Here is a 22,913-nt window from a genome sequence, read left to right as displayed (position 1 = left end):
TAAAAGAAAGGGTCTTCCTGTATAGGATGGCCCTTAAGCTTTGCCGTTTACAAACAGCGCGGAAACCTTATCAAAAGTAATGGCACGGTACCGACACCTGTGCCATGTAGGACGACAAGAAGTGATTAACTGTTATACCGGCAGGTATATGCAAAGGTTTGCCCTCTGTGTTTTGGTAGGATGTGCTATAATTTCTGGTAAAGTTTCGCATAAAGTGAGGAGATTTGCATGACTAAAAAGCCGCTGACTTATTTGCTCGCCGGCGTCGTTATCGTGGTGATGGCGTTCTTGCTGATGTATAGGCCATTATATACAAACCCGGGGCATATGGAAGAGCCTTCTGTAAAGCCGCTGACCTCCGCTGCCACATCCGATACTGCTGCGGATGATTCGAAAGGGAATTCGCCAGAGGCCGAAATGAAAAGCCTGGCCGAGCTGGTCGTCGAATACGGCGATTTGCGGCTTATCGACGCACATAATCATGATGCCAGCGGGTTTACATATGCAAGGATGATGAAGACCTGGAAGCAGGACGGCGTTGACCGAATTGTCCTTTTCGGAGATGTTTCCGAACCTTCGGCGATCGGGACGGACGAGATATCCTGGAATGCATATCAGGAAGCGCCCGGCCAGTTTATCCCGTTTTTCTCCGGAATCAATCTCCTGGACGAATCGGGACTTCAGGCAGCGAAGGACAATTTGGAGAAAGGATACTTCGGCATCGGTGAAATTGCCGCAGCCTCCACGAATTCTCCCGTCCTGGCTAATGTCGCCTGGAAAACCAAAGATCCGATGGACGGAATTTTACCGAAAATCTACAAACTATGCGCGGAATATAAGACGCCGGTATTGCTCCATGTCGATCCTCCGAGCGGGGAGCCGGTCCGCAAACTGGAGGAAGCGCTCGAGGACAATCCTGATACGACTTTCATATTCGCCCATATCAACGCTTACAATTCGCCCGACAATGTCGAATACTTGCTTAAGAAGCATCCCAATCTGTACGCGGACTTTTTTGCCGGTTTTACAGCTTCCAATCCGGAGAGCGCCAACCGGCTGGACGACTTCGTATCCGTCATTAAGCAATTTCCCGATCGTTTTCTATTGAGCACGGATTCGGGCTATGGTTTGCCTGGAGGCGAGGAGAAGGCCATCGAAGGGATGTACCGGCTGATCGATGCGTTGGGCGACCGCCGTATAGCACAGCAGGTTGCCGGCGGTAACCTTGAACGGTTGATCCGCATGCAGCCGGCCACGAAGACGCAGCTTGAGGCACTTCGCAAGGCCGGCAATCTGCCTGGCATGGAGAAGGATTTGTCCAGCCTGACGAAAGAGGAAGCCGGAAAACTATTGTTGGATAAGAAACAAGAGTAAAATTTCCTAGGGTGGGTACATGGCTGGTACGCGAATGGATTATTCCATGGTCCACAGATATGAATTGGGCAGTACGTTGGTGCGTGAGTGTTGAGGTACAAGAACATAGTCCCATTGAAAGTCGCTATTTTAGCGGCTTTTTTATTTTATCGATACAAGTTATTGTCCCGATTGCTGTAAAGGACAAGAACAAGTTCCCACTACCGATTAGATAAATATCTAAATGATTGAAACTCGGAGACAATTTGTTGACATTTCGTTCAATAATTGATGATATCTCTGGTCTATAGTAAATTTATGAAACTAAAAATTGATTTTCGAATTGTTTTAGATAAGAAAAATCGAAGTACACGGAGGTACAAAAAATGAGGAAACGGTGTCTGACCTCCCTATACAAATGACAAAGATAGAGGATTCCAAGAAAAAATCAACCAAAGTACAACCAGACGCTAATTCAAAGTGATAATAGAACACTCTCTTGTAAATTCAGTGAAAGTCGGAGGTATAGAAAATCTATGATCGTATCTTTTAAAGAAATAAAAATGGCACTAGTCTTCCTCATTTTGTTAATAACCATTACAGGATGCTCCACAAAAATGCCTGTATCTCCAAATGTAGATCATTCTTCAACGAATCTGCCTCAAAATACATCCACCACAACCGAGACCGGGAACGAAGCGCCTCCTGCCGAAAAAACGAACATCCCATCAAACCCACCGGTTGAGTATGATCCTGCCTGGTCGGATCGTACGGTACGCTCTTCCAACGGGCATCTTGTGAACAGTTGCGTACCAGAGAAGCTGCGCGATAAAGCAACTACATTGACAACCAAAGACGGGGTGCATTTGTCGGCGCTTGTGCTTGGAAGCGGAAATAAAGGAGTCCTGCTTGCACACGAGCAAGGCTATAACATTTGCTCTTTTATTGACATGGGAACGGAATTGGCGGATGACGGATATTTAGTCGTTATTCCTGAATATCGCAATCACGGTGCCTCACAGGATATTCCAGAGGATAATCAACATATAGATCGTGATGCAGATGCAGCCTTAAGCGAACTCAAACGATTGGGTGCAAAGAACGTATTTTTGGCAGGAGCATCATGTGGTGGTAGTACAGCAATCATTGCAGGCGTTCGTCAAGAGCTGCCTATTGAGGGGCTAATTATTCTTTCTTCTCCTGCACAATGTGGGCCCCATGATGCAATTCCAAGCGTCAAAAAGATTAAAGCGCCATCCTTGTTTGTTTTTTCACCTGGTGATTATGGAGGCTCGATTGAAAAAGAAGTGCGCAAATTATATCAAGCATCCGGAGCAACGGATAAAGAGCTGATTGTGGATGAGAGTGGTTATCATGGAACAGATATGTATCATAGGGGAGAGCATGGTGACGCATTAAAGTCTAAACTCATTGAATTTATTAAAAAGAATTTTAATTAAAGTAAACTCAAAGTGAGGATGTTTAATCTGAGGCTTCATTGTTGGTCGGCATTTTCTCTTGTGTTCTATTGATTTTTGCTGTTTTGATATTCCAAAGAAAAATTGGTCTTCAAATCGTAAAGGATCTTGCGGGTCATGGCTTCATCCTCCTTGTCGGGTGACAAGAACATAGATGCTTAAAAGTCGCGTAGATGCGGCTTTTTTCGTTTGCCGATTTTCCTTAAAACGCTCCCTCGATACGACGATCAGAACATGTAGGCCAGACATAATATCTGAATGGCAAGGTCATCCCAACAGTAGCCAGCTAGCAGTTAGTCAACTTGTTTATCATACAAACATTTAAAGTCAGACCTTAAAGTGAAGAGATTCTTCCTCGTAAATGCCGGAAGGTTCTTCGTTAGGAAACTAATTGCTGATAAGTACGAGAATTAAGATCTACTGATGTCTGACATCAAGAATCTGGTTGAAGATAGGGTGAGCAAACACCCTTACGAAGGGTGCGTGCACAGCTCCTTATTATATTTGCTATGGGTGTGATCACCTACCGATAAACTACCCCATAGCTATCTCATTTATTACAATAATATTGAAACAAGGGATGATAAACGCAAATATTCCCTGTAATATTTCAAAATAATCGTAATAAAACATTGACTTTGCCTGGAAGATGCCGATATACTCTCGATATATTAGATTAATTGGATGAAATGAGGTGATGCGATAACGGTGACCGGTGAAGATCCATACGATCATTCATCTATGAAAGCGTTTTAATACAATCGATGAGGTGATAAGTTTGATGTTAAAACGAAGTATAACAATCGTGCTGTGTATGCTGCTCTTGATTGCTCCTCAGGCGGCATTCGCCTATAAGAATCCTGCATCGCTGCCGGACGAATGGGGACAATATGGACTTGGCGACCCTTACGTGCTGAAGTTTAATGGTACATATTATTTATATGTGAGCACGAGAGATACCGATATCGGAGTCAAAGTGTGGAGCTCGCCAGACCTTGTCCACTGGAGCTATGGAGGATTGGCCGCAACCGATCCGGTTACGAAGGGAGCCTACGCTCCTGAAGTCGTTTATTGGAACGGATACTTCTACATGTATACCTCTCCTGCCGGCAATGGTCATTACGTGCTGCGCAGCGAGAGCCCAACCGGTCCGTTCACAGTGCAGACGGGCAATTTGGGCCATTCGATCGATGGCAACGTCTTTATTGACGATGATGGCAAGTGGTATTTCTATCATGCAGGCGCAGCGGGAATTCTCGCGGCTACGATGCCTACGCCCACGACGATCGGCAACAGCGTCAATACAGGTGCAAGCATGAACGGTTGGACGGAAGGTTCTACGTTGTTCAAGCGCGACGGCAAATACTATATGACGTATACCGGCAACCATGTATTCAGCAAAGGCTATCGGGTCGACTATGCGGTCAGCTCAAACCCGCTCACGGGATTCGTGCGTGATACGGATAACCCGATCCTGATCAGTACGGAAGGTCCGACAGTCGGTCTCGGCCATAATACGGTCGTCGTTGGCCCGAACCTGGATGCCCGTTATATTATCTACCACAATCTCGAAGGAAAGGGCATTGTTGGACCTCTTCGCCATTTAGGGATGGACCGGATCGTGTTCAACGGGGATAAAATGTCCGTGCTCGGACCGACGGCAACCGATCAGCCGGATCCGGAAATGCCGGATTTCGAGGACCGGTTCAACGGCGCGGAACTCAGCCCGGCGTGGACGCATGCGGACGGTGCCAATTGGAGCATTGATTCCGGACTTCTTCGGCAGCAAGCCGCCGGTACAAACAGACTGTTGACCACTGCTGAGGCCGAGAGCAACTATACGGCAGAATATAACCTGCAGTTGGCTGAGTCCAACAATACCCGCGGCCAGCGGCTCGGGGTCGTATTCTCCTACAAAGGCGATGACGATTTCGGCGCTGCGCTGTTAGATCCGGCGAGCAATTCGTTGCAGACGCAGTTCCGGGTGAACGGCGTCGATCTGGGATCGGTGACGAGTACGCTGCCGGAAGGATACGATTATACAAAGCTGCACAATATCCGGGTTGAGAAAGCAGGAGATACGTTCAAGGTCTACGTCGACGGCATGCTGAAGCAGACCCGCAGCGTGAAGCTTGGCGGCGGCAGCATCGGTTATGTCACGGAGAACGCGAAGGCTAATTTCGGTTATGTTGCTTTCAACAACGACGTGAACGGCAGCAGCGACTTTGACGCCGCGAAACCGGTTCCGGGTCAAGTCGAGGCCGTTCATTACCTGTCAGGCGGCGAGGGGGTCGGGTATCACGACCAGACGCCGGGTACAATCGGCGATTATCGCGGAGATAGCATGGATACGGCCAAAGCTGATGACAGTACCTCACATATCATCGATTTCGAGAAGGGCGAATGGCTGCAATACCGGCTGAACATTGCGGAAACAGGCAAATATGATATCGATCTTTCTTATGCGAATGCAGCCCCGGGCAGCAAAGTACAGCTCACTCTGGATGATGGACAGCCGCTGGGCGGGTTTGAGTTGACAGGTGACACTGACGCTGCTGATGCAGGATGGCAAACCGCACAGCTGAATGGGGTAGATTTGCCGGCAGGTGAGCATATTTTGAAGGTCACTGCCGCATCGGGCACGACCTCGCTTGACAAGCTGTCGTTCCAAAGGCACGCGGATGTTCCGGTTCTCTATGATAACTTCGATGATGGCAAGGATGACGGCTGGAAGCGGTATGAAGGTTTCTGGAGCGTGAAGACCGACATTGACGAGGAGGAGGAGCAGGCTTACGACGCTTATCATCCGATCCCGGGTGAGATTGGTACGGTCCACTATATTTCCGGCGGCGAGGGTGTCGGTTATCATGATAATACACTTCAAAACATCGGCGGCGAGTACCGGGGAGATTCGGTCGACATTCGCTCCAATAAGGTCAGCGGCGGCTACAACGTCGGCTGGAACCAGACGGGCGAATGGCTGAAATTTAACATTGACGTAGCGGAAGCCGGAACCTATAATGCAGAGTTCAAAGTAGCCACTACGCTGGATGGAGGTCAGATCCGGCTCTGGCTGGACGACACGACGGATCTTACCGGGATCATGGACATTCCGAAAACCGGTGACTGGAACATTTGGAATGTGGTGCGCAAATCCGGTGTTACCCTACCGGCAGGCAAACATACGTTGAAAGCAGAGACGGTCCGCGGAGAATTTGATTTTGCAAGCATAGCGATGACGAGGTCGGATCAGCCGATACCCGTACCCGGCGTCATCGAAGCCGAGCATTACAAGCCCGGCGGAGAAGGCGTTGGCTACCATGATTTGACGCCTGCGAACATTGGGGGCAAATACCGCACCGATAGCGTCGACATTCGATCCGCTGCATCCGGCGATCAGATCGTAGGGTGGAATCAAACGGGCGAATGGCTGAAGTACAACATCAACGTTGCGAATGAGGGGCTGTATGATCTCGACCTGTGGGCAGCTACGACGTTCACGGATGCACAAGTCCGGCTATGGTTGGATGACACGACGGATTTGACAGGCATACTGGGCGTTCCTGCTTCCGGCGACTGGAATAAGTGGAAGTCGGTGACGAAATCCGGTATTAGACTGCCGGCCGGTGATCATGAACTGAAGGTCGAAATTGTCAAAGGCGAGTTTGACATGACGAGACTGTCGCTCACCCAGTTCGATAAGCCGCACGTGCTGCCCGGATTTATTCAGGCTGTTGATTATAAGGCAGGTGGCGAAGGTGTAGGCTACCATGATCTTACTCCCGCTAACATCGGTACGGAATACCGGAATGATGCGGTCGACATCCGCCGGAATGCGGGCGGCAGCTACAATGTAGGGTGGAACGCTACCGGCGAATGGCTGGCCTACAACGTAGATATTGCCAAGGCCGGCGTGTACAACGTCGATTTCGTGACCGCTACATCGATGGACGGTGCGAAGGTCCGGCTATGGCTCGACGATGCAACCGATCTAACCGGTGAAGTCGACATTCCGAATTCTGTCACCTGGGAGAACTGGGCGACAACAACGAAGCAAGGCATCTATCTCCCGGCGGGCGCACATACCTTGAAGGTCGAAACCGTGAAAGGGGAATTCGACTTCCAAGGAATACGCATTCATCAGAATCCGGTCGCACCTAAGGTTGCTCATACTGGCGAATATCAGGCAGCGATCGGCAGCTTCGGGAAAACGTTGATCGGAGATGCCAATTGGTCAGATTACAGCGTGGAGTCTGATATCAAGCTGATCAGCAAAACAGGTGACGGGGGCATACTGTTCCGGGCGAGCAACCCGGCTCACGGCAAGGAGTTGAATCAGAATAATGCGGATTTCGTGCAAGGATATGTCGCGTACCTGAACAAACAGGGCGTTCATCTCGGCAAGCTGAATTACAACTGGACCTATCTGACAGGAGCGCCGCTCGAGGTGAAGACAGGTGAATGGGAGCATGTAAAAGTCGTTGCGCAAGGCGCCCGTATCCAAGTGTTTGTCGATGATATGAGCAAGCCGGTTATCGACTACACAGACCGCAGCGGCAATCCATTTACACACGGCAAGGCCGGCATGCGGACGTTCATGAATGAAACGAGCTACGACAATTTCACGGTTCTCCCCGCCCCCATTAACGCTCCTGCCATTGGAAAGCTGCTGGAATGGTTTGGAACAGCCGGACAGCTAGACGAGAAGACCTGGAAGCAGTTGGATAAGGAACTTGAGCATGCAACCGATGCGGTCAGCAAGAATAAGACGGACTGGAAGCAGGGGATCAAGCATCTGGAGAATTTATTGAAGCAGATGAATAAAGAGAAGAAGCAGGAAGAAGTTTCCGATGAAGCCAAAGACAACGCTCAATCGGAGCGTTAAGGCACTCATTGAGGCGTGGAGCGCAAATCTGGGTAAGTAGCCGGCCCTATGGCGACTAACTAATAAGAACGTCCCTGTACCGAAGGAGCTTCGGTGCCAGGACGTTTTTGCGTTATTGTATCGGAAACTATGATAGTAAGCATATTTTCTCGGATTGAGGGGAGAGCGAAGGATCCACACCTATGAAGACGTTTGGAAGGGATTTCCTGCGGCTCATTCTTGGAACATTAGTATTATACTTTTGATACTGAACAGTAACAGCCAGAATATGTTAATATATGATAATAGTTAGAATAGCGAATTGCAAAAGGGAGAGTGTAAGACATGAAACAAAACTTTTTTATAAACAACCGTCAAAAGTTGGTCCAAGCTTTGGCTGATGATTCCATTGCCGTTTTGTTTGCTGGGGAAGCTCCCCATAAATCAGCGGATGCGAATTTTCCATTTAAGCCGAACCGCCATTATTATTACCTCACTGGATTGACGAAACCGGGTTCCATCCTGGTGATCACCAAGCGCGGCATTCAAGTCGAAGAGACGCTGTTTATTGAAAAAGTTGATCCCGTTCTGGAAAAATGGACCGGCAAGATGATGACTGCTGATGAAGCCAAAGCGATTACCGGCATCGGAAAGGTGCAAGATCGCGACACCTTCGAACAATTCTTCCACGCTACTGTGACGAACCATGACTACAAAAACGTGTACTTCGACCTTGAACGACGTGGGTTCCATGAGCTGCCAGGCCGGGCGGAGATGTTTGCACGCAAAACACAGGAGCAGTATCCGATGCTCGTGGTTCAGAACCTGTACCGACAGATCGCCCACCTGCGCCTGTTCAAGACTCAAGATGAAATAGTGAAGATGAAGCGTGCCATCGAAATCACGAAGGAAGGCATCGAGCGCATGGTGTCTCATATGCGTCCAGGTGTCAACGAGGCGGAGCTGGAAGCACACTTCACATTCAACTTGCGCACGTCGGGTGCGAAACATTATGCCTTTGACCCGATCGTGGCGGGCGGTGCCCGTGCGACAGTGCTTCACTACGAAGAAAACGACAGCGATATCCAAGACGGAGAGCTAGTGCTGGTCGACATAGGTGCGGAGTTCGACCAATATAACGCTGACATCACCCGCACGTTTCCGGTCAATGGCACGTTTAGCGAGCGTCAGAAAGCGATCTACAACCTCGTACTGAAGGCTGAGCAGGAAGTCATCAATGCGATCAAACCAGGCGTACCCTTCGCAAAGCTGAACGAGATCACCAAGCAAGTGTTGGCCGAAGGAGGCAAGGAACTCGGTTTGATCGATAACGATGAAGAGCTGATTAACATCTACTACCATGGAGTTAGCCATAGTCTTGGCCTTGACACTCACGACGTCGGCGACTACCGCGGGCTGGAGTTACAACCGGGTATGGTGCTGACCGTGGAGCCAGGCCTGTACATCTCTGAAGAAGGCATCGGCATCCGCATCGAAGACGACGTCCTTGTCACGGAAGATGGTTGCGAGGTACTCTCAAAAGATATCTTAAAGACAGTCGACGAAATCGAGGCCTTCATGGCCAAAGCAAAAGCGACAAAATAAACGCCGTCTGCTGCCACAGTAGTTATGTATACATTATCGAGACAGATTGTTTTTATCATACCTAATATTATTAGTTTAGTAGAAAGATAGATTGATAAAAGATAGTATGAAGTTGCATATCAATAATTTATATTCTGGGATTTATCAAAAACCTTATGCTAAAGAGGATAACATAAGGTTTTTGGATATTTTAGCCTGAACCGTCTCACACTTTATGTGAATTCGCTTGAATGAGAAAATCGAAGAGCATCCCTGTTCCAACCTTGTGTTGTAAGAAATAGTTAATGTGGTGAGAGACAGATCTTTCCTCCGCAGAGCCACCTGTTGTGACAAGCTGCCTACGGTAGAGCAGGAAGCTAATATCTTTAAGACGACAAGAACATAACGCTTAATTGACTCAAACATACATTTCCAAATAGCCATACCTATAACGTCAAATACAGACCGCGTTAAAATTAGTACTGACATGATGCTGTTTTTATTCCTCATGGTGAATGACACTGTGCCGCCAAAAGTAGAATATTCCTTAACTGAACAAGGAAAAAATTGTCCACTATCATCGATTCTGTAAGAATATGGGGAAAAGCCCATTACTTCAGATGATTCAGGTTGAATGTCGAATGTGAAATCACGACAAGACTATTAATGTACAAAAGATAGCAGCAAACTATTGAAAATGAAATTTTTTAAAAATCACAAAATATGAGTTGCATTTCAGAGACAGGAGACATATAATGATCAACATGTTAGTGATTGATCAATTACTAATCATATCATTCTCAAATTGCTAAGCGATTTATCTTGAGGTGCGTAACGTGTAGATCGTCTCTAAACCTGCTCACTGACTTAATTTTCTAATTCTTTAAGGCATCAGACAAGACTTGAGGGGAGAAAAAGCTTGTCAGCTATGCCTTGGAGCAGACGGTAGTACAGATGTTCTGATCGAGGCATGTGCCAGTTTGTATGTGTTTGTAATTGATCAATCAATAATTTATTTAATTTGAAACGCAAAATGAGAGGAGATATCCCTATGAACCATTTGATCGTGTATGCCCATCCGAGAAAAGAAAGCTTTAACCATGCTATTTTGGAAACTACCGTTCGAAGCCTCCGTCAAAAAGGACACGAGATCATCGTCCGCGATTTGTACGCGATGGAGTTCCAGCCTGTCATTAGCAGCAGTGAGATACTAGGCGGCGTAGGTGAAGACATTGAGCAGGAGCAAGAGTATCTGAAATGGGCTGACGTGATTACCTTCATCTATCCGATTTGGTGGACCGGACTGCCAGCAATCGTCAAAGGCTATATAGAGCGGGTTTTTACTTACGGGTTTGCCTATCGTTACGTGAGTGGCGAGCAGATGGGAATGCTGAAGGGTAAAAAAGCTGTAATTATTAACACGCAAGGGAAATCACATGCCCAATATGCAGCTAGCGGTATGGACAAAGCTTTAATTTTGACATCCGACAAAGGAATATTTGAATATTGCGGTATGGAGGTGCTGCACCATGTATTTTTCGAGTCCGTACCGAGCTCCGACGAGGCGACGCGTACGGCGTGGCTGAACCAAATCGAGGAGGTAGCGGGCAAAGCGTAAACAATATGGTATTAGACATTATAATTAAACAACGCATCTCTTGATGCTTTCACTGTTTGATCCAATATGTCAATATACAATGAAAAGTTGTAGACAGTCCTGTCGAGGGACAAGAACATGTTCCGATTGTCGATTAGAGATTGCTCTAGGCATTAAAAAAGATAAGACAACGATCGTTTCAATCGTTGTCTTATCTCTTTCGTATTAATTTTCACCAAGAATTGTAGTTGGATCAAGCCCTGGAGGGAATATTTCTTCAAAATGGTCCTTTTTCTCATATAAATTATACCAAGCTTCAGCAATATCATCTGGGTCCCCTGCTGTTCCGGGTTGTATCATGGCTCCGATTGAAAGATGTCCGACAAACACCCCTTTTTCTTTCAACTCATTGTGCAGGTTTGCGGCATAATTACGAATACCAGCCCCAACGACTCCGGCATTCCCGGCATAAGGTAAAGGGAACATAGTAGATACGCCTGTCGTAAGTAAAATTGCACCAGAACCGTTACTTATCATATCCGGTAGAACCTCATTAACGGAAAGAACGCCAGCCAGCAAATAGCTTTTCATAATATCTAATACACTTTGAGGCGTAGTTTCCAGCACGTGTGTGAATTTATCTTCCCTGGCATAGGGGCTAAATTCCAGTACATCAATCGAACCAAACTCCTTTTTAGCTGCTTGAATGGCTTGTTTTAAAGCAGCTAAGTCCGTGACATCCGCTACAAAAGATTGCGTTTCAATATTTAATCCTCTAAGTTCACGTTCAATAATTGCTAATTTCTCAGGGTTACGTGCAATCACTGCTACCCTAAATCCATTCTTTCCGAATTTTTTGGCTAGAGACAAACCTAATCCAAGACCTGCACCAACGATGACAATAGTTTTCATTTTTCGTCAGCTCCTTATATATGATATATTAAAAGAAACACATGTTGCTTTAATGAAAACTATACAACCAAAGGTTTAATGCAACAATCAACAACCCTGTGCGAATGTTGCTATAGCCACAAGAATCATAAATTGTTGGGTTAGAGGTGAAGGAAATGGCCACAAAAGCAAGGAATATACGAATGACACAAACCAAACAATCATTGATTAATGCTTTTTTCAATTTGGCTTCCAAAAAGGATTTTGAAAAAATTACAATCGCGGATATAACAAGGGGAGCGCAGGTTAATCGGGCTACATTCTATGCACACTTTAATGATAAATACGATTTAATCGATTATATTATGGGGGATTTCGCCTCAGCCTCTATCGAAAAGCATACTTCTGGTGTTGTGAAATTCGATCTGAATCGCATACATCAACTCATTTTAGCGGTATCTGATTTCTATCAACAACCGAACATTGAATGTCGCAGCAGCTATGGTGGCTTGGTCTTACCTCAAATGCGAGAAAAAATACTAAATGAATTGAAGGCTTTTTTTGTCGAAAAGTTTGGAACAAATGTATACCGATAACGAAAAGAACATGTTTGTGCCTATTTTTGCACAAATCATTCATGAAGGTGCCTTGCAATTGGCCACAGGTAGCGTCACCATGAATAAAGAGGAAGTCGCCAAGAAGATTGCTTTATTTGTAGTAGCTGGATCTCAGTCTTTCGAAGGAGCATTACGCTAACGGGCAGCGTATTTCTAAATATAGTCATCTTATTTAGCGCCCTGCATTGGCCGGGCTTTCCTGGAAGGCGGATCTTTTTGTCGTCCAGACCATGTGGCTTGCAATTGTTACGGTACGGTGTATATGGAGACTGATGGGCAGGGAGAGCCCGTCTGGAGCGAACATAATGCAATGCCGTACGGAGCGGGGGAGATTGACTTGAATAATCATTATCATTCGTATGTTACGGAAACGGAACGATTCCAAGTTGCGCGGGAGCCCCGACATCCGTTTCATGGCATCGAGTAGGACGTACGGTTGCGCACCTCGTTTTTTAAGATAAGGAGAGGACGAGAGGAACATGAATGTGGAAGTGTATACGTTAAATGCGTTTGCGAAAGGGGACCGTGGCGGTAATCCAGCAGGCGTTGTCTTGGAGGCTGGCCTTTCGCTGAATGCTGCCGAGATGCAGCTCATAGCGAAGGATTTGGGCTTTTCGGAAACGGCCTTTATGGAAAAATCCTTGCTTGCGGATTACAAAATCCGCTATTTCACCCCCGCCAGCGAAGTTGATCTGTGCGGACACGCCACGATTGCTGCATTTGGACTAATGCATTCGCTGGGTTTGGCAAAGGAAGGGACTTCCTATACGATAGAAACCAAGGCAGGGATTTTGGATGTCGATATTAGCTCCGAGGGTCTTGTTTATTTGTCACAGGCTTTACCACAATTTCTTGAAAGGATATCCTGTGAGGAAATCGCCCCATCTTTGGGGATGGATGCCGAGGATCTGGAAACCGGGTTGCCCATCCAGATTGTTTCGACGGGGCTGAGGGACATTTTGATCCCCATCCGCAGCAGGAAGCTCTTGAATGAGGTTCAGCCAAATTTTGACGCTATAACCGCCATAAGCGAAAAATATGATGTGGTTGGATATCATCTGTTCACGCTGGATACTCCAGACGATGCTGCTGCGGAATGCCGGAATTTTGCGCCGCTGTACGATATTCCCGAGGAGAGTGCGACAGGAACCTCCAACGGTGCCCTGCTCAGCTATTTGTACCAACATGGCCAACGATCTTTGCGGGAAGTGGAGAACGTCATGTTCAGGCAAGGGTATTCGATGGATTGTCCTTCTGAAATCAAGGTAGGATTGCGCCTGAGCGAGAGCGGTGAAATCAACCAGGTTCGGGTTGGCGGTACAGTGGTTGGCATTGAACGAAGACATATCACGATATAAAAGGAGTTGCTCCTTATCCCCTTGAGGGTCTTCGAGCCCCCAGCTTAAATACCTCTCGAACGGAGCTTGTTTCAGCAGAGACTTCAGGTTGGTAGCCATCATATGCTTAACGAGCACATTGAGATTATATATAGAGGGGCATTCAAACAATTCGAGCGTTGGTACCGAGCTGTCGAATCGAACCGGTTGGAGCAACCTGCCGGCCACAGCACAGTTATGACAAAGAACCCGAATATAAATCAAAACCGGAGAAATGTGACCACATCAAGACCAATACTAAAGCCTGATTCTTAGGGCTTTTTTTGATTTGTGTAATAAAAAATGCAGAAATGTGACCCCGTTGTAGGAATTTGACACAAAATTGGGTACATTGTGGAGGACCTTTGTGATTAGGTGTTCCAACGGTGAACGTTATCAACCTAAGCCATGTCAATTCACAAATTATGATAATATATGAAAAAGTATGGAACGAGGAAGTGAACTATACAGCATTGCCGGAAGATTTGATTTCGCTTTTTGAGATCAACGAGCAGAGGAATGAGTGGGATAATATGTAGAGAGAGGGATGTTACTTGAAAAGAAACGTATTATATATTGAAGATAATGAAAAAATAGGCAGCCTGCTAAAAGAAGAATTGGAACGGCGAGGATTTTCGGTTCAGTGGCTGCTTTCCGGCGAAGATGCCGAAAGAGAAGTCAATCAGCATGAAGTCGTTATTTTGGATATCATGTTACCCGGCTTAGACGGATTTACGGTGGGAAAACGGTTAAAAAAGGCAGCTCCTGCTGTTCCTATTTTGCTGTTGTCTGCTCGAACATCGATCGGTGATAAGGTAGATGGTTTACAATTTGCCGATGACTATGTAACGAAACCATTCCATACGGATGAATTGATTGCAAGATTAGAAGTATTAATCCGCCGAAGTGGTGGAACCCATTCCGAACGCATTTCATTAGGAAATCAGATTGAAGTAGATCCGGAAGGCCAAATGGTATTTGACAAACGCACGGGAGAAGAAATTATATTGACAGGGAAACAACATCAAATCTTAATGTACTTCTTACGGCACCCGAATCAAGTTTTACCAAAAGAACAAATTTATGAAGCTATTTGGGAAGAAGCTTTTATAACGGGCGATAAAACATTAATGGTGCATATCCATCGACTGCGTCAAAAGCTGGAACGTTATCCGGATTCCCCGGAAATTATTGAAACGTTGAAGGGAATAGGCTATCGGGTGAAACTATGAAGCAGACAAGATCGTTATTTCGTCGTTTTTTAAAAGTACATTTTCTATTTATCTTTTTTCCTCCCATGATGCTAATTTTCTTCAGCGCTTTTTTTGGATTTTCTGGTATTCATGAAAAAGATCTAAATACGTTAAATTTGTTTTACGTTTCCGTGCTATTGTTTGGTTTTATTATTGTCGCGTTTGTTACATTATCTTGGCTGTTCTTCTTGAAACTTCGCAAACGTTTCACCCGCTTACAGGAAGTCATGTCATCTTCAGCTAAAAATAACTCATTTCCTAAACCCGTATCAGTTCAAAGTGATCGTATGGATGAAATAGACCAGTTGGGAAGTTCTTTTAATTGGATGATTCAGCAGCTTGAAGACAGCCGCAAGAGAGAATATGAAGAGGAATTGTTACGACATCGGCTCGTTGCGAATTTATCCCACGACTTACGAACGCCGCTTACCATTTTGAGAGGACATGTCACCAGATTAAATCACGAATCCTTAAGCCTAGAAGGACAAAACTCGTTAACAGAGATCAACCATACGATTACACGAGTCGGAGATCTCATGGATGATTTACTTTCCTATACATTGCTTACATCAGGGAAACATCCTTATCATCCCGCTTCAACAGATATTGTACGTTTAGTCAGAGCATCTGTTGCTGCGTGGTATCCTGCATTTGAAGAGAAAGAAATTCAGCTCGATGTTGTTTTACCGGGAGACGAAACTTTTTATTGGGAAGCAGACCCTAAATGGATGGCAAGGGTTCTGGATAATTTATTACAAAATATTCTTCGCCATGCAGCAGAGGGGAAATATGCAACCATCGTGGTTGAAGTAGAAAAAGAACAGATCATTGTTGCAGACAGAGGTCCGGGTATGGATAACTCCTCCTATGAGCATGGAGCGGGAATCGGTTTATCGACTTCAAATTATATGTTGAAAAAAATGAAGCTGAAAGCTGACTTTACGTCAAATGAAAATGGAACAAGAGTAGCTATTGGAAGAGCGTAACCTAAAGTTAACCCAGAAGTAAACAGCATGATAACCGAGATGTAACTTTGCCTCTTTATAATTGGAACCATAACAGAAAGGAAGTGTTATGGTTGCTTGAAATTAATAACTTAGTCAAACATCGCGGAACTTGGGAAATCTTATCAGGTATCAGCTTTAAAGCAAGGCCAGGCAGAGTAACTGGTTTTTTAGGTCCAAACGGGGCAGGCAAAAGTTCTACGCTTCGCATCCTGCTTGGATTAGATCATGCCTCCTCAGGAAGTGCGCTAATTAATGGCAAGCCATTCGCAGCAATACATAATCCTTTAGCAACAATAGGCGCTGCATTGGATGGATCCGGGGCCCATCGTATGCGAACAGGACGCGCACATTTACGTTGGATTGTCCGTGCCGCAGGATTGCCTAGCTCACGTGTCGAGGAAGTTTTAGAAATAGTAGGTCTTACTAAAGCAGCTGACAAAAGAGTCGGGAAGTATTCGCTTGGTATGGGGAGAAGACTTGGAATGGCGGCTGCACTATTGGGTGATCCCCCAATTATGGTTTTAGATGAACCCGTAAACGGGCTCGACCCGGAAGGTATTCGCTTCATTCGGACATTTTTACGTGAACGAGCTGCGTCTGGTAACACAGTGCTGCTATCCAGTCATCACATAGGCGAGCTTGCAGAGACGGTTGATGATGTGGTGATCATTAATCATGGAAAAATCGTTGCATATGGAACATTGGATGAAGTCATAGGCAACCATTCCACGTTGGAGGAAGCATTTTTTGCCCTGACATCTGACAAAGCAGGTGATGCAGTATGAGGGCATTCAACGCGGAACTATCCAAATTGTTCTCTCTGCCGGGCATTTGGCTTGCCTTTCTTATTGGAGTCGTTGCCCCAGCGGTCATTGCCGCCTTGGACAGTATAGCGCAAAAAGAAGAGATTATAGCTGGAGTTAGCACACGGCTATCGGAAGTCGGCTACATTGGGTTAGGTCTTGGTGTGCAAGGTGTCATTATTCTCGGTGTTCTTGCCGTCAGCAGTGAGTATTTGACAGAGAGCAGTGAATCTGGTGGAGGGCAACAGATTACAACAAGCTTAACGGTTATTTCATCCCGGCTTCATTTTTTGCTGGCCAAAGCAGGCGCTGTGACAGTGATCAGCATACTGCTTAGTATTGTTGCTATTATGACCACTTTGTCAGCCACGCAGCTTGTTCTTGGTGAATATACCCCTGCATTTGAAGGGACTAAACTGTTCGGTGCAGTTTGTTACTGGACATTTACTGCTCTTTTGGCATTTGGGATTACTGTTCTTACGAAGAATGGCATTATTCCGCTTGCTGTGCTCATCATAAACACATCCGTTGTATCATTCAGTTTCCTGCTTTCTAAGGTTACAAAGTTAGCGTTATACTTACCGGATCGGGCAGGACTTGAAATGTTTATGTTTACGAGCGACAGATTTCTCACCCCGTTCACAGGCGGTTTAGTCATGTTTGCTTGGGCAGTCGTTCTTTTCATTGTTGCAGCTATTGTATTTCATAGGAGGGACGTTGCAGCATGAGTGTCCCTTCTAGTAAAAAGTTAACCCTAATTCTTGGTGCTGAACTGGATAAATTAGTAACATTACCATGCACATGGCTCACTCTTGTGGGCGCATTCATTCTTAATTTGGTTTTAGCCGCAGCTTTTACTTCGGTTGGTCTGCAAGGGGAAGCGGGGACGCAAAGTGTGCTGGATACAGGTTTCGCTTCCATGGGCTATCTTCAAGCAGGATTCGTTATTCTTGGAATCTTAGCTTCTTGTTCGGAGTATGCCGGTGGACAGATTCGAACGACGTTAACTACGATGCCTTGGCGCGGGTTTCAATTATCCGTAAAGCATTTGGCATTGGCGGCAATAACCATTCCGGCGGCTTTTATTATTGCTGCATCCGGTGTGCTATATACTTTTATTAGGATGAGAGACACAGCGGTAGGGTTTGAAATAGACATCATGATAGAAGCATTGGTAGGCGCGACCGGCTATCTAACATTCACCGCACTTCTCAGTGCAGCTGTGGGAGCTTTAATAAGACGAACCACTCCTGCTTTAGTGGTCCTGCTTGGTTATTATTACGTTGTCAGTCCATTTTCGGGAGATTTTCTGCCTGCGTTTAAAAAGTATTTTCCGGATACGGCAGGATCTTATATGTATTTGCGGCCTTCTCCTAATGAAATAAATGTCCTTACCCCAATGCAAGGGAAAGGGATATTAATGTTATGGACACTGATCATAATTACTGCAGCTATTGTATTTTACCGTAAACGGGATGCCTAAGTGTTTTGTTTTTTACAAAATAAGGTAAATAATTCGCCCATCTGGAATAGGATTGGCTTAAATCGATTTCCCCTACATCAGTTTGTTAAGCTAATGGGAACGATAATTCAAAATAATGGAACAGAATGCCGTGGGCCGGCAGCTGTTCCTTTTTTATTGAAGTAACGGGCAGCATAGAATAATAAGAAGTGCCCAGGAACGAATTGGATTACAAACGCACATGATGTTTTACAAAAGTAATATTGGAGGAATCGGATTTTATGGCAATAGGTCGTTTTCCTGAGCGAATTGTAGTTATTGGGGCAGGGATGGCGGGTTTGGTATGCACTTTGGAGCTTATGAAACAAGGATATAACGTGCGTTTATTAGAGGCAAATAGCCAACCGGGTGGTCGCATATACACGATGCGGGATCAATTTGCCGACGGATTGTATTGTGAAATGGGGGCTGCCTTCATTGGAGAGCATCATTTTCTCACATTGAGTTATGCCCGGCAAGCCGGGGTTCAATTCATAAATTTACCAGTCCCCAATAGAAGTTTGTCCTATATCGACGGGAGATTCATCATAGATTCTCCGGCTGAACCTGCACAATGGCCTGTTTCACTTACAGCCGAGGAAAGAATTTTAGGATATGCGGGAATGTTGGAAAAGTATCTCACGCCGGGGCTTAAAGCGACAGGCAATCCTTTTTTGCCGGGCTGGCCCACAAAACAAGCGGTACAGCTCGATTCAATGACAATGGAAGAATATCTTAGAGGTCAAGGGGCATCTTCGGGTGCGATTAAGCTGTTTGAAATCGGATATATGCAGATGTTAGGAGATGGTATTCGCAAAGTATCTGCATTACAGCGGCTGCTTGATTTAAAAATGGCCGGTTCCGAAAGAGGTACAAAGACTATAGTAGGTGGCATGGATCAATTACCGAAAAAGCTTGCCCTTACAATTGGCTCTAACATCAGTTATGGATGTGCTGTCACGCATATTGAACAGAGTAATAAAGGAGTCACTATCCGATTTAATCATTCCGGCGAGGTTTTCACGATCTGCTGTGATCGGGTCATAGTAGCCATTCCCTCTACAGTTTTGCGTACAATTCATTTTTCTCCGCCTCTTAACAAAGAAAAAAATGATGTCATTCAAAATCAACTTTCAACTTCCGTTACGCGCACCGTCATACAAAGCAGAACTAGATTCTGGAACAACTTAAGTTCCTTTACAACAGTAAATACGGATCTGAAAATTGGGTGGTTGCTTGATGCTACATTCGCTCAAACGCCATCAAGGAGGGGGTTAATTTGTTCGTACTCCTCCGGTGAATCGGCGCGGGAAATCTCTAGAGCCGGTAATTTTAATTCAGTTGTATCAGAATTCAAACAGGTGCTTCCTGAATTGTCGTCTAATTATGAAGGAGGGACGGTCTTTTCTTGGGATCATCATCCGTACTCTCGAGGAGCGTATGCTTGGTATAAGCCGAAACAGATGATTCGAATGCTCCCAACACTGTCTGCCGAACAAGGTAGAATTTACTTCGCTGGCGATCATACAAGTCTTTTTCCCGGTTGGATTGAAGGTGCGATCTCTTCAGCGTTGCGAACTGTAAATCAAATCATTGCAGGAAACAGCATTAATAACTAGTACGAGACAATAACCTGAGCCATGAGGTTGCCGTGGGACTTGATCAATAAAATCTTTAAGACGACAAGAACATACACGCTTAATAGCCGCGTAGCTGCGGCTTTTTTTGTTTTAACCGTAATTGATAAAGTATACTCATGCTGGCAATGGACAACGCTTAAGATTAAGTAAATATTTTTTGTGCGGGAGGTCATGGCTTCTTGAAATTTGAACTTGGACGTTGCTTGCTGAATGAACGATTGATGGAATCCGGAAAGTCAGCGGAATGGCTGGCAAAAGACTTGCTTTTGAAACCGGAACGAATTTATGACTTTATTGAAAACAAAAGAGTGATGCCACTCAAAATTGCCATATCGATCGCCGATTCCATCGGTTGTGATGTTCGTGCCTTGTATGAATTAATTCCGAACGAATAAGAAGTAAAGGGTGATTAACGGAATAAGTTGCAGGTAGCATCGAGACTACAAATGTGATCTATTAAGCTAACGGGAAACGCTAGTTTATAACAGCAGCAACCAGATTAAAACCTCTCCTTAGAAGCAAAGGGGAGTTGGTCATAACGATTGGATAAAGCTGATGGTAGGTTCAACTATAGTTATTCTAGCATTGACTGAATCGAGGTTAACGGTTGCGCCTATCGGCAAAGCGGCTTTATAAAATCCATGACCTGTGGCAAGGTTCGTTATCATCGGCTTACCAAGAGGTACAACAAATTCGTTGATGATATCCTCATAAGATTTACCATAAGCTGCCTGGCAGCCTGTGCACTCTCCCATAATAATGCCGATGCAGTCACGAAATTTTCCCGCAAGCTTCAAATGATTCAAGTACCTGTAGACGGTATTGGTAGGTTCATGTGTTTCTTCAAGAAAGATAATTTTACCCCTTGTATCAATTTCGAAAGGCGTGCCCAACGTATCGACAAAGGATGTCAGATTACCGCCCACAAGCTGCCCGGTAACGTTGCCCGGAACACGGCTTATCAGCGGCATCCCCGGCGGATTCAAGATTGTCCGGGTTAATGAATATACGGACGTCGCGGAAAAAAACTGATCGAAATTATAAGCGGGCGTTTCGGATTTGAAGTCAATAAGCAGCAGACTATGGAATGTTATTAAATCCACATATTGATGCAGTACGTTTAATAATACCGTTATATCGCTGTAACCTGTAACGATTTTTGGATTATTTCGGATTACAGTATAATCAATGTAAGGAAGAATTCCAGCCACTCCTGTACCGCCTCTGGTAGGTAGTATCATTTTAACCCGCTCGTCTTGAAACATCATCATCAAATCAGAAGCCCGCTGCTCGTCTGTGCCGGCAAGAAACCCGTTTTGCGCATATACATATTGACCCAATACAACATTGAACCCCATTGCTCTCAAAACTTCGATCCGTGCATTAATTACGTCTGCAGCGAGCGGGCTGCCCAAGGTAACGACTCCAACGGTATCGCCCCTCTGCAAGATTGGCGGTCTTATCGGCATATGCTTATCTTCCTTCCTGAAAATTGAAAAAGCCATTGTGATTAACATATCTTTAGAGTATATTGGCAAAGTCCCAAGCACAGTACTAAAAGGAAGCCTGAATGAACAAGAAACCTCTTTCATAAAGGGAATAAAATCTGGTTGAGTCCAAGTGTCCGTAAAATACAGACCATGGCCAAGCTCGGTTTACCGTGAATACGCTGAAGCAAGGTTTCGTCGGCAACCCGGCGATCTTCTGGATTATGTCCGGAATGATCCGAAGCTGCACAGCCAAGCGAGAGATGGGGGAGGCAAATAGTGCTTCATAATGAAACTAACGAGGAACGATTGTTGAATTAGGATACTGCGGCAGCCGATCAAAAGATCGGCTGCCGTTTTTATCAAGCCAAAGGGCGGTCACGGTCAGACGTCCCAGTGCTGGGCGCGCAAGAACTTGAATTGCCATCTTCACGTTAATTTCTTAATTTGAAGAAAAGCCACTATTCGACAGAATTGGATTAGACCCTTAAGAGCCAATAAAGAGTAGTTACAAGAATGAATGCTCCCCCATATAATTAGAATTATATGGAAGTTGATTTGCGATGAAGGTGGTGGGGGAATTCGATGAAAATCGCGGTAGGGTTTGTGCACGGCATTGGAAAGCAAAAAGAACATTTTCATGAGGCGATGGCAAGCGTCATTAGCAAGCGGTTATGTGAAATATGTCCCGCGGTTGAGCTGGTCAGCGAGGGGATTTATTGGGCGGACATCACTGACCGACTTGAAGATGAGCTCAAGGAAAAGCTTGCGCCTGACAATCTGCACTGGGACAAGTGGATCGATGCTCGTGGATACGTGATCAGCTTTTTAGGTGATGCGATTGCCTATCAGCCTCTGCCCCATAAAGCAGGTGACGATGACAGGAACTACATCTACACCGCAATTCACGAACGATTTTATGAAAAGCTGCAGAAGCTCGCCCAGTGCGCAGGACCTTGCGCTCCGTTGTGCATCATAAGCCACAGTCTTGGCACCATCATCGCGAGTAACTTCTTATATGACTTGCAAAACGGTAGGTTGCCAAGCGGCAAACTTGCTTCGATAAGTGAGAATCCTTCTGCACTCGTTCGCGGCGATACGCTAACACATTTTTACACAATGGGCAGCCCGATCGCGATCTGGACGATGCGGTACAAAGACTTTGGCAAGCCGATATCGTTTCCTTCGCCTGCTCTTTTGGCCGAAGGGCTCCCATACGGCGAATGGGTTAATTTCTACGATAAAGATGATGTGATCGCCTATCCGCTCAAGCGCTTAAGCGCGGAGTATGATGCGGCCGTGACGGAAGATGTGGAGGTCAGAAACCCAGGTTTTCTGGCCAGCACCCCACTTAATTCACACGGCGGGTATTACCGCTCTAAGACGGTCATCGATCGGATTGCAAAATCGCTTGCAGACCTTTACAACCAAACAACCCGACAATCGATCCATTAAGTCAGTG

At 45.6% G+C, this 22,913-nt stretch carries 18 protein-coding genes; 16 read left to right on the top strand and 2 right to left on the bottom strand.

The window, feature by feature from the left end:
* Positions 1–228: 228 nt before the first annotated feature.
* The 5 genes from RJP21_RS17630 to RJP21_RS17610 all read left to right on the top strand — a co-directional run bounded on the left by RJP21_RS17630 (position 229) and on the right by RJP21_RS17610 (position 10,897).
* Positions 229–1,374, top strand: a complete 1,146-nt coding sequence (locus tag RJP21_RS17630) for an amidohydrolase family protein (RefSeq protein ID WP_310860439.1) — start codon at positions 229–231, stop codon at positions 1,372–1,374.
* Between the two features lie 515 nt (positions 1,375–1,889).
* On the top strand, positions 1,890–2,813 hold the full coding sequence (locus tag RJP21_RS17625; RefSeq protein WP_310860438.1) for an alpha/beta hydrolase: 924 nt from the start codon (positions 1,890–1,892) through the stop codon (positions 2,811–2,813).
* Between the two features lie 799 nt (positions 2,814–3,612).
* Positions 3,613–7,716: a carbohydrate-binding protein gene (locus RJP21_RS17620; RefSeq protein ID WP_310860437.1), complete on the top strand. Its 4,104-nt coding sequence runs from the start codon at positions 3,613–3,615 to the stop codon at positions 7,714–7,716.
* Between the two features lie 324 nt (positions 7,717–8,040).
* Positions 8,041–9,300 (top strand): aminopeptidase P family protein, encoded by a 1,260-nt coding sequence (locus RJP21_RS17615; RefSeq protein WP_310860436.1) that lies wholly within the window; start codon positions 8,041–8,043, stop codon positions 9,298–9,300.
* Positions 9,301–10,330: 1,030 nt separating this feature from the next.
* Positions 10,331–10,897: an NAD(P)H-dependent oxidoreductase gene (locus RJP21_RS17610; RefSeq protein WP_310860435.1), complete on the top strand. Its 567-nt coding sequence runs from the start codon at positions 10,331–10,333 to the stop codon at positions 10,895–10,897.
* Positions 10,898–11,101: 204 nt separating this feature from the next.
* Here the strand turns inward: RJP21_RS17610 and RJP21_RS17605 are convergent, their stop codons facing one another.
* Positions 11,102–11,788, bottom strand: coding sequence for an SDR family NAD(P)-dependent oxidoreductase (locus RJP21_RS17605; protein WP_310860434.1), 687 nt, complete (start codon positions 11,786–11,788; stop codon positions 11,102–11,104).
* Between the two features lie 155 nt (positions 11,789–11,943).
* Here RJP21_RS17605 and RJP21_RS17600 point away from each other — a divergent pair, with 155 nt between their 5' ends.
* The 10 genes from RJP21_RS17600 (at position 11,944) to RJP21_RS17555 (ending at position 20,359) form a co-directional block, all read left to right on the top strand.
* Positions 11,944–12,363, top strand: coding sequence for a TetR/AcrR family transcriptional regulator (locus RJP21_RS17600; RefSeq protein ID WP_310860433.1), 420 nt, complete (start codon positions 11,944–11,946; stop codon positions 12,361–12,363).
* Positions 12,350–12,523, top strand: a complete 174-nt coding sequence (locus tag RJP21_RS17595) for a hypothetical protein (RefSeq protein WP_310860432.1) — start codon at positions 12,350–12,352, stop codon at positions 12,521–12,523. The genes RJP21_RS17600 and RJP21_RS17595 overlap by 14 nt, the downstream gene beginning before the upstream one ends.
* Before the next feature lie 340 nt (positions 12,524–12,863).
* Entirely contained in the window at positions 12,864–13,742 is an 879-nt protein-coding gene (locus tag RJP21_RS17590; RefSeq protein WP_310860431.1) for a PhzF family phenazine biosynthesis protein, read from the top strand.
* 572 nt (positions 13,743–14,314) lie between these two features.
* Positions 14,315–14,992: a response regulator transcription factor gene (locus tag RJP21_RS17585; protein WP_310860430.1), complete on the top strand. Its 678-nt coding sequence runs from the start codon at positions 14,315–14,317 to the stop codon at positions 14,990–14,992.
* Positions 14,989–15,999: a HAMP domain-containing sensor histidine kinase gene (locus tag RJP21_RS17580; RefSeq protein ID WP_310860429.1), complete on the top strand. Its 1,011-nt coding sequence runs from the start codon at positions 14,989–14,991 to the stop codon at positions 15,997–15,999. The genes RJP21_RS17585 and RJP21_RS17580 overlap by 4 nt, the downstream gene beginning before the upstream one ends.
* 92 nt (positions 16,000–16,091) lie before the next feature.
* Complete coding sequence (locus tag RJP21_RS17575) at positions 16,092–16,805, top strand: ABC transporter ATP-binding protein (RefSeq protein ID WP_310860428.1); 714 nt, start codon at positions 16,092–16,094, stop codon at positions 16,803–16,805.
* The gene (locus RJP21_RS17570) at positions 16,802–17,551 is read left to right on the top strand and encodes an ABC transporter permease (RefSeq protein WP_310860427.1); all 750 of its coding nucleotides are present in this window, start codon (positions 16,802–16,804) and stop codon (positions 17,549–17,551) included. Before RJP21_RS17575 ends, RJP21_RS17570 begins: the two co-directional genes overlap by 4 nt.
* Positions 17,548–18,306 carry an ABC transporter permease gene (locus tag RJP21_RS17565; protein ID WP_310860426.1) on the top strand — a complete coding sequence of 253 codons (759 nt, stop codon included), beginning with the start codon at positions 17,548–17,550 and terminating at the stop codon, positions 18,304–18,306. Before RJP21_RS17570 ends, RJP21_RS17565 begins: the two co-directional genes overlap by 4 nt.
* 260 nt (positions 18,307–18,566) lie before the next feature.
* Positions 18,567–19,943 carry a flavin monoamine oxidase family protein gene (locus RJP21_RS17560; RefSeq protein WP_310860425.1) on the top strand — a complete coding sequence of 459 codons (1,377 nt, stop codon included), beginning with the start codon at positions 18,567–18,569 and terminating at the stop codon, positions 19,941–19,943.
* 200 nt (positions 19,944–20,143) lie between these two features.
* Entirely contained in the window at positions 20,144–20,359 is a 216-nt protein-coding gene (locus RJP21_RS17555) for an XRE family transcriptional regulator (protein WP_310860424.1), read from the top strand.
* A 138-nt stretch (positions 20,360–20,497) separates the two neighbouring features.
* Here the strand turns inward: RJP21_RS17555 and RJP21_RS17550 are convergent, their stop codons facing one another.
* The gene (locus RJP21_RS17550; RefSeq protein ID WP_310860423.1) at positions 20,498–21,433 is read right to left on the bottom strand and encodes a S66 peptidase family protein; all 936 of its coding nucleotides are present in this window, start codon (positions 21,431–21,433) and stop codon (positions 20,498–20,500) included.
* A 603-nt stretch (positions 21,434–22,036) separates the two neighbouring features.
* Between RJP21_RS17550 and RJP21_RS17545 the strand changes: the two genes are divergently transcribed.
* Positions 22,037–22,906 (top strand): chemotaxis protein, encoded by an 870-nt coding sequence (locus RJP21_RS17545; RefSeq protein WP_310860422.1) that lies wholly within the window; start codon positions 22,037–22,039, stop codon positions 22,904–22,906.
* Positions 22,907–22,913 lie beyond the last annotated feature (7 nt).

This window comes from Paenibacillus sp. VCA1 (assembly GCF_031583795.1).
Taxonomy (GTDB): domain Bacteria; phylum Bacillota; class Bacilli; order Paenibacillales; family Paenibacillaceae; genus Paenibacillus_AQ; species Paenibacillus_AQ albilobatus.
Note: the sequence above shows the minus strand (reverse complement) of the source record. Positions and strands in the feature narration are given on the sequence as shown.